This is a genomic window from Caulobacter sp. RHG1 (assembly GCF_013181195.1).
Taxonomy (GTDB): Bacteria; Pseudomonadota; Alphaproteobacteria; order Caulobacterales; family Caulobacteraceae; genus Caulobacter.
Window position 1 is genome coordinate 358,459 of record NZ_SMZP01000008.1, and the last position, 8,016, is coordinate 366,474.

Annotated in this window: 7 protein-coding genes; 2 read left to right on the forward strand and 5 right to left on the reverse strand. The window is 68.9% G+C overall.

The window, feature by feature from the left end:
- The first annotated feature begins 76 nt into the window (after positions 1-76).
- Positions 77-919, forward strand: coding sequence for a pilus assembly protein TadD (locus E1H18_RS22035; protein WP_172272767.1), 843 nt, complete (start codon positions 77-79; stop codon positions 917-919).
- 420 nt (positions 920-1,339) lie between these two features.
- Positions 1,340-2,803: a S41 family peptidase gene (locus E1H18_RS22040; RefSeq protein WP_172272769.1), complete on the forward strand. Its 1,464-nt coding sequence runs from the start codon at positions 1,340-1,342 to the stop codon at positions 2,801-2,803.
- Positions 2,804-2,869: 66 nt separating this feature from the next.
- Here E1H18_RS22040 and E1H18_RS22045 read toward each other — a convergent pair whose 3' ends face one another.
- From E1H18_RS22045 to E1H18_RS22065, 5 genes are all read right to left on the reverse strand, one after another.
- Positions 2,870-3,055, reverse strand: a complete 186-nt coding sequence (locus E1H18_RS22045; protein ID WP_172272771.1) for a hypothetical protein — start codon at positions 3,053-3,055, stop codon at positions 2,870-2,872.
- Between the two features lie 91 nt (positions 3,056-3,146).
- Positions 3,147-4,127 (reverse strand): type II secretion system F family protein, encoded by a 981-nt coding sequence (locus tag E1H18_RS22050; RefSeq protein ID WP_172272773.1) that lies wholly within the window; start codon positions 4,125-4,127, stop codon positions 3,147-3,149.
- A gap of 15 nt (positions 4,128-4,142) precedes the next feature.
- Entirely contained in the window at positions 4,143-5,120 is a 978-nt protein-coding gene (locus E1H18_RS22055) for a type II secretion system F family protein (protein ID WP_172272775.1), read from the reverse strand.
- Between the two features lie 6 nt (positions 5,121-5,126).
- The gene (locus tag E1H18_RS22060; RefSeq protein ID WP_172272777.1) at positions 5,127-6,650 is read right to left on the reverse strand and encodes a CpaF family protein; all 1,524 of its coding nucleotides are present in this window, start codon (positions 6,648-6,650) and stop codon (positions 5,127-5,129) included.
- Between the two features lie 5 nt (positions 6,651-6,655).
- Positions 6,656-8,016: CpaE family protein (locus E1H18_RS22065; protein ID WP_172272779.1), on the reverse strand; the 1,361-nt coding region annotated here is incomplete at its 5' end.

The following is an 8,016-nucleotide window of genomic DNA, read 5'->3' on the forward strand; positions in this document are numbered from 1 at the left end:
CCCTTTAAAATTATGCTTAACGATTCCTTGAGGCGGCGGCCGGATCATGGCGCAACCTTCTGGAGACGTGTCTTCCATGTGTCGCAAGCGCGCGCTCGTCGCAACCGTTCTCGCCCCGGCGGCTCTTCTGCTGGCCCTGCCCGCCTTCGCCGCCGATGCGCCCCAGGCTGCAGGCAAGAAGCCCGAGGCCGCCGCTCCCAAGCCGCCGCCCAAGGCCAGCCGCGAGCTGCGCGCCGAGGCCGCGCGCCTGGACCCGCTGGCCCGCGCCGCCTTCTGGGGGACGCAGATCGAACTCGACCCGGCCGACGCCGAGGCCGGCGCCGGCCTGGCCCTGGCGCTGCGCAACCTGGGTCGCAACGATGAGGCCGCCGAGGCCGCGACCAACGCCCTGGTCGCCCATCCCAGCGACCTGCCGCTGCTGCTGGAGCTGGCGCGCGCCCACATCGCCCGCGGCCAGGGCTTCTACGCCGTCGATCCGGCCCGCAAGGCCGCCGCCCTTTCGCCCAAGGACTGGCGCCCGCAGGCCCTGCTGGCCGTGGCCTATGAACAGGCCGAGCGCGGCGAGGAGGCCGAGGTCGCCCACCGTCAGGCCCTGGCCCTGGCCCCGAACGAGGCCGCGCCGGCCACCAACTACGGCATGTTCCTGGCCGCGCGAGGCGACCTGACCGCCGCCGAGGCTCAGTTGCGCCGCGCCGTCGCCCTGCCGACCGCCACCATCCAGGCGCGCCAGAACCTGGCCCTGGTCGTGGGCCTGCAAGGTCGCTTGCCCGAAGCCGAAAAACTGGCCCGCGCCGACCTGCCCCCCGAACTGGTCAACAACAACCTGGCCTATCTGCGCGCGGCTCTGGGCCAGGGGGGCCCAAGCCAGGGCGCCACGGGCCGGACCTGGGAATCGCTGAAAGCCGGCGGCGGGCAGTAACGCCGGGCGCCAAGAGCTCCGACTAAACCCAGGGCGGAAGAGACCGAACCACTCGCCACAATTGGAACAAGCCAAGCCTTAACGCTCCAGCATCGATGGGGGAGCGGCATGATGATGCGCTTGATCGCGAGTGTGGTGTGTCTCTTGGCAGCCAGTGGCGGGGCCATAGCGGCGGCCGCGCCATCCGCGGCGGGACCGTTTAGCGTCCCCTCCTCCGCGGGTCCCGAACCTAGCCGCCCCCTCGCGGGCCGGGGCGCGGACAACCTCGCGGCTTTCGCCCGCGCGTACGGCTATGTGCGCTTCTTCTATCCCGGAGATGCAGCCGCGCAGGCGGACTGGACCCTGGTCGCCATTGCGGGCGTTCGCCAGGTCGAGGACGCAAGCTCCCCTCGCGATCTCGCCAAGCGCCTTGAAGCGGTCTTGCGCCCCCTGGCGCCTGAGTTCCGAGCCTGGCCGACCGCCACGCTCCCGCCCAAGGCCGAACCGATCCCGGTCGGCCCCGGCCAGCGCTGGCGCCATGAAGGCGTCGGCCTGAAAGTCCCCAGCCGCTACATGAGCCTGCGCGTTCCGGCCGAGGCCGGCGCGGCAAGCGACCTGTTCACGGCCTCCTTGCCGGGCGGGGTCAGCGTCCGCCTGCCTCTCGTGACGCCGAAGACCGGAGAGATTTCGCCGTACGCCGTCGCGCAAATGCCCGACAAGGCTGCCCTCGCCTCATACTCGGCCGAGGACCGCGCCACGCGCCTTGCCGATATCGTCATCGTCTGGAACGTCTTCCAGCACTTCTACCCCTATTTCGACGTGGTCGGCGGAGACTGGCTGGGTCAGTTGCCACCGGCGCTGATCGGCGCCGCGGCGGCGCCGGACGCCGTCAGCTTTCGGCCCGTCTTGAGCGGCCTGCTGACCGCGCTTCATGACGGACACGGCAGTGTCGTCGGGCCGGGCCCCACCCAGCAGATGCTGCCGGTCGCCTGGGAGTGGATCGAGGGACGATTGGTCGTCCTGGCCGCCGCGCCAGGCACGGGCTTGGCGCCTGGCGACGTCGTGACCACCCTGAACGGTCGCGACGTGAAGGATTTGCTCGCCGAGAAGGAAGCGCTGATCTCGGGCGCAACGCCTCAGTGGAAGCGCTGGCGATCCAGCCAGGCCCTCAAGCAGGGGCCGGCGGGCTCCAAGATCGCTTTGACCGGCGAACGATCGAACGGCGCGCCGCTAAGCGTCACGGTGCAAGTCGTTCCCAACCCCGAGGCCCTGAAAATCCGGCCGGCGAAGCCCGCGCCGCTGTCCGATCTCGCGCCGGGCGTCGTCTATGTCGACCTTGACCGCATCAAGGACGCCGAGCTGGACGCGGCCTTGCCTCAGCTTGCCGCCGCCAAGGGGGTGATCTTCGACATGCGGGGCTATCCAGGCAATGTGACGCCACGCTTCCTGAGCCACTTCAGAGACGAAGCCATCTACTCGGCCGAGTGGAACATTCCCGTGGCGTTGCGCCCGGATCGCCAGGCGGTGACCTGGAAGACCGCCCGATGGCGGCTGCCACCGTCCGAACCTCGGCTGAAGGGGAACGCGGTGTTCATCACGGACGGTCGTGCGATCAGCAAGGCCGAGTCGTTCATGGGCGTGGTCGAAGGCGCCAAGCTTGGCCCGATCGTCGGCGAGACCACGGCGGGGACGAACGGCGACGTCAATCCCCTGACCTTGCCTGGCGACTACACCCTGACCTGGACAGGCCTGCGCGTGATCAAGCAGGACGGCGCGCCGCATCACGGCGTCGGCGTCAGGCCGACCGTCGAGGTCCATCGCACCGTGGCCGGCGTGCGCGCGGGGCGGGACGAGCAATTGGAAGCGGCCTTGGCGCTCGCTCAGGGGGTCAGCGCCCGCATGTGATCCGTCCAGGGTCCGATGATCGCCCCCTAGGCGTCAGGGCGCCCTTGTAGCCGGAGCCGCGCGTCCTCAGGCCAGCGCCTGGCTGATCACCTTGGCCGCACGGGTGAGCTGGGCCAGCAGCGGGCTGGCCACCACTTCCCGCACCACCAGCGCGAAGAACGCGCCCAGCGACAGGATCAGGCCGGTTTCCAGGGCCGCGCCGCCGCGCTCCTCGGTCAGGCCGTCGAGGATCTTTCGTTTCAGCTTGGCCACGCGCCCTGTCCCAGTTTGAGATCACTGGGAGCAGGCCGGGCAAGGGACGGGCCACAGGGTGAACGCGACGTTTACCCTGTGGTCTCGTCCGTCAGTGCTTCATCATCGTGTCCATGATCCGGATGATGGCCGGACCCATGATGACGATGAACAGCGCGGGCAGGAAGAACAGGATCATCGGCACGGTCAGCTGGGCCGGCAGGGCCGCAGCCTTCTTCTCGGCGGCCGACAGGCGCAGGTCGCGGTTTTCCTTGGCCATGACCCGCAGGGCCGTGCCCAGCGGCGTGCCGTAGCGCTCGGCCTGGATCATGGCGGTGGCCACCGACTTGATGCCCGGGTGATTGGTCCGGCGCGCCAGGCCCTCATAGGCCAGGCGGCGGTCGGGCAGATAGGACAGCTCGGCGGTCAGCAGGCTCAGTTCCTCGGCCAGCTCCATCGAGGTGGAGCCGACTTCCGCGCCGACCTTCTGGATCGCCGCCTCGATCGACATGCCGCTTTCCACGCAGATCAGCAGCAGGTCCAGCGAGTCCGGGAAGGCGGCCACGATCGACTCGCGGCGCTTCTGGGCGATGTTGCTGATGTAGATGTTCGGCGCGTAGTAGCCCGCCGCCAGGAAGGCCATCCAGGCGCAGACCTTCTGCATCGGCAGCAGGCCGAAATCGTTGATCAGGTAGAGATAGAAGGCCGCCGTCGCGGCGCAGGCGAACGGCATGATGAAGCGGAAGAAGTAGAAGGTCGTCACCGGGCCGGGGCCGCGGAAACCGGCCTGGGCCAGCTTGTCGACGACCTTGGGGTCCTCCAGCAGCCGCGACAGCTGCAGGCGGTCGACGACGTTCTTGTACAGACCCTCGTCCTGGTGGCGCAGCGAGCTGCCCGCGGTTCCGCCGCGTTCGGCGATGCTCTGGCGCGAGCGACGGCGCAGTTCCTCGCGGCGGTTGGCCACCGACTTCAGCCGGCCTTCCAGGCCGCTGGCCCGCACCATCGGCGAGGTCAGGGTGATGATCGTGGCGAACACGACGAGGGCGATGAACGCCGTCAGCAGGTTCGAGGGATTGGTCAAAGCTTCGATCATGTCCGCGCCCTCCCCCTAGAACTTGAAGTTGATCATCTTGCGCATCACGAAGATGCCGACCGACATCATGCCGCCCGCCGCCAGCAGCATCAGGTGACCGCGCGGATCGGAGAACAGCGGGACCATGTAGGTCGGCGCCGTGACGCAAATCAGCATGGTCACGCCGGGCGGCAGGCTGCCGATGATCATCGCCGAGGCGACCGCTTCGGCCGACAGCGCCTTGATCTTCTCCTTCATCAGCTTGCGCGCGCGCAGGACGGTGGAGAGGTTGCTGAGCGCTTCGGCCAGGTTGCCGCCGGTCTTGGCCTGGATGCCCAGGACGATCGAGAAGAAGCGCAGCTCGCTGGTCGGCATGCGCTCGTACATCTTCTCCAGGGCGGCATCCATCGGCACGCCCATGCCGACGTTCTCGGTCAGGGTGCGGAATTCGCCGGCCAGGGGCTCGGGGCTCTCCTTGCCGATGATCTTCAGGCAGTCATGGACCGGCAGGCCCGACTTGACGCCGCGCACGATGATGTCGACGGCGTCGGCGAAGGCGGCGGTGAACTTGGCCATGCGGCGCTGGCCCAGGAAGCCCAGCACCCAGCGCGGCAGGCCCAGGCCCGCGGCGAAGCCTGCGCCCAGGGCGACGAAGGCCTGCTGGCCCAGCACGATGACGATCAGGGTGACCATCACGCCCAGCACGCCGCTGATGATCCAGAACATCCTGATGTTGGGCGTCAGGCCCGCCGCCTGCATGCGCGCGGCGATGCTCAGCGACGCCTTCTTCTGCTTGCGTTCCTGGTCCTTCAGGGCCTTGAGGATCGACTGGCGGCGGGCTTCGGGCGTGTTGGCCGCGGCCTTGGCGCGCACGCGCGCCTGGCGCTCGCCGCCACCCGCGATCATCTGGGCGCGCTTGGCGGCCTTGACGTTGTCGCTGTCGCCGCCGGCGAAGGCGAAGCCCAGACCTGCGATGGTGATGAAGCCCAGGATGCCGGCCAGGATGAACAGCATGGCGCCCTACTCCGCCGCGTCGAGGGCTTCGGCCAGCTCGCGCTCCAGGCCGTAGTAGCGGGCGCGATCCCAGAAGCGCGGACGGGCGATACCGGTCGAGCGGTGCTTGCCCACGACCTTGCCGTGCTCGTCCTCGCCGGTGATCTCGTAGACGAACAGGTCCTGGGTGACGATCACGTCGCCTTCCAGGCCGACCACCTCGGTCACGTGGGTGATGCGACGCGAGCCGTCGCGCAGACGGGCCGCCTGGACGATGACGTCGACCGAGCCGACGATCATCTCCTTGATGGTCTTCGAGGGCAGGCCGTAGCCGCCCATGGTGATCATGCTCTCGATACGGCTGATGGCTTCGCGCGGGCTGTTGGCGTGCAGCGTGCCCATCGAGCCGTCGTGGCCGGTGTTCATGGCCTGGAGGAGGTCGAACGCCTCCGGGCCGCGGACTTCACCGACGATGATGCGTTCGGGACGCATCCGCAGACAGTTCTTGACCAGGTCGCGCATGGTGATCGCGCCCTGGCCTTCCAGGTTCGGCGGACGGGTTTCCAGGCGCACCACGTGCGGCTGCTGCAGCTGCAGTTCGGCGGCGTCTTCGCAGGTCACGACCCGTTCGGTGGGGTCGATGAAGGCGGTCATGGTGTTGAGCAAAGTGGTCTTGCCCGAACCCGTACCGCCGGAAATGACGATGTTGCAGCGGCAGGCGCCGATGACGCCGAGAACCCGCGCCCCTTCCGGGCTGATGGAGGCGAACTCCACCAGGTTCTTCATCGTCAGCTTGTCCTTCTTGAACTTACGAATGGTCAGGGTGGGACCATCCAGAGCCAAGGGGGGCGCGATGACGTTGACGCGCGAGCCGTCGGGCAGGCGGGCGTCGCAGATCGGCGAGCTTTCGTCGACGCGGCGGCCGACCTGGCTGACGATCCGCTGGCAGATGTTCATCAGCTGCAGATTGTCGCGGAAGCGCACGTTCGTGAGCTGGACCTTGCCGCCCACTTCGATGAACACCCGGTGGGCGCCGTTGACCATGATGTCGGCGATGTCGTCGCGCGCCAGCAGCGGCTCCAGCGGGCCGTAGCCGAGGACGTCGTTGATGATGTCCTGGACCAGGTGCTCCTGCTCGGAGACCGACATCGAGACGTTCTTGATCGCCACCAGCTCGGCGACGATGTCGCGGATCTCCTCGGCCGCCTGCTTCTGGTCGAGCTGGGCCAGCTGGCTCAGGTCGATGGTGTTGAGCAGGGCGTTGAAGATCGTGGTCTTGGTGGCGTGGTAATAGTCGCTCTGCTCACGGACGATGTTGGTCGTCTGGGCGGCGGCGACGCCCTGCGCGGCGCGCAGCTGGTCGAGACCCGCCGTCGCCTTGGGCGCGGGTCCACCTTTTGAAGAAGGACTGTTGACCTTCGGCGCGGGCGCGGTCGGCGCCGGGGTCGGCTCGACCCGTTGCGGACGCGTGGCGATAGGCGCGCCGCCCGCGGGGGCGGGGGGCGGCGCCTTCTGTTCGGCGGAAACGGATTGGTCGCGCTTGCCGAACATGGGGTCTACTTCTTCTTGAACAGGCCCGAGAGCATCGAGGTCTTCTGCGGCGCCGGCGGATCGCGGCGGCTGATCAGCCGCGCCAGATGCTCCAGCCCCTCGGCGGCCTTCGACTTGGGCGCCACCTCGGCCAGCATCTGGCCGTTGTTGGCCGCCTGGCCATAGGGTTTGGGATCGAACGGCAGCACCAGCGAAGGCTGGACGCCCAGGGCCTCGCCGAAGTCCTTGACGGGGATCTCGGGACGGCCTGGCACGCCCACCTGGTTCAGCACCAGGCGCGGCGGGATGTCGTTCGGTCGCGAACCGCGCACCAGGTCGATGATGTTCTTGGCGTTGCGCAGGGACGCCAGATCCGGCGTCGCCACCACCACCAGGTCGTCGGAGCCCAGCAGCACCCGGCGCGTCCAGGCGCTCCAGACGTGCGGGATGTCCAGCACCACGAACGGGGCGGCGTTGCGGATCTTCTGCGTCACCTCCTCGAAGGCGTCGGCGCTGATCTCGTAGTCGTCGTCCAAGGTCGAGGGCGCGGCGAACAGCGACAGGCGGTCGCCGCAGCGAACCATCATCCGGTCCATCAGCACCGGGTCCAGGCGGTCGGGCTGGGTCAGGGCGTCCAGAACGCCCTGCACGGGGTCCTGGTTGAAGTCGAGGCCTGCGGTGCCGAAGGCCAGGTCCAGGTCGGCCAGGACGGTGGCCGTCTGCATCCTTTCGGCCATCGACCAGGCAAAGTTGTGGGCCAGGGTCGAAGCCCCCACCCCGCCCTTGGCGCCGACGAAGGCGATCTGGCGGCCGACGAACGGCGCGGCCGGGTCGGCGTAGAGCGCCCCGATCGCGCGGATCACCTGCAGGGGCGAGCGCGGCTGGGTGATGTACTCGCTGACCCCGCGGCGCATCAGCTCGCGGTACAGGGCGATGTCGTTGGTCTGGCCGACCACGACGACCTTGGTGCCCGGGTCGCAGACCTGGGCCAGGCTGTCGAGCAGGTGCAGCAGGCGCTGGGCGCTCTCGGTCGTCTCGACCATCACCAGCGAGGGCGTCGGCTGGTTCTGATAGTGCTCGACGGCCGCGTCCAGCCCGCCGTCGCGGACGATGGTCGAGGCGCGGGCCATGCGACGGTCGCCCGCCGCGTGCTGGATCAGGGCCGCCGTTTCCGGACGGGCGCAGAAGGCGTGGATCGAGATGCGCGGAATGACCGCCTCGCCGACGCCCACTTCGTTCAGGCCAGCGTCGCCGGCCGGCTCGTCATAGACCGGGGCCGACACGGTCGGACGCACGGTGATGTCCAGGTCGCGATAGTCGTCCTCCTCCGCCGCGATGGGCGCCGCGACGGGCGCTGCGGCCGGCGCGGGGCGCGGCGCGCGGGCCT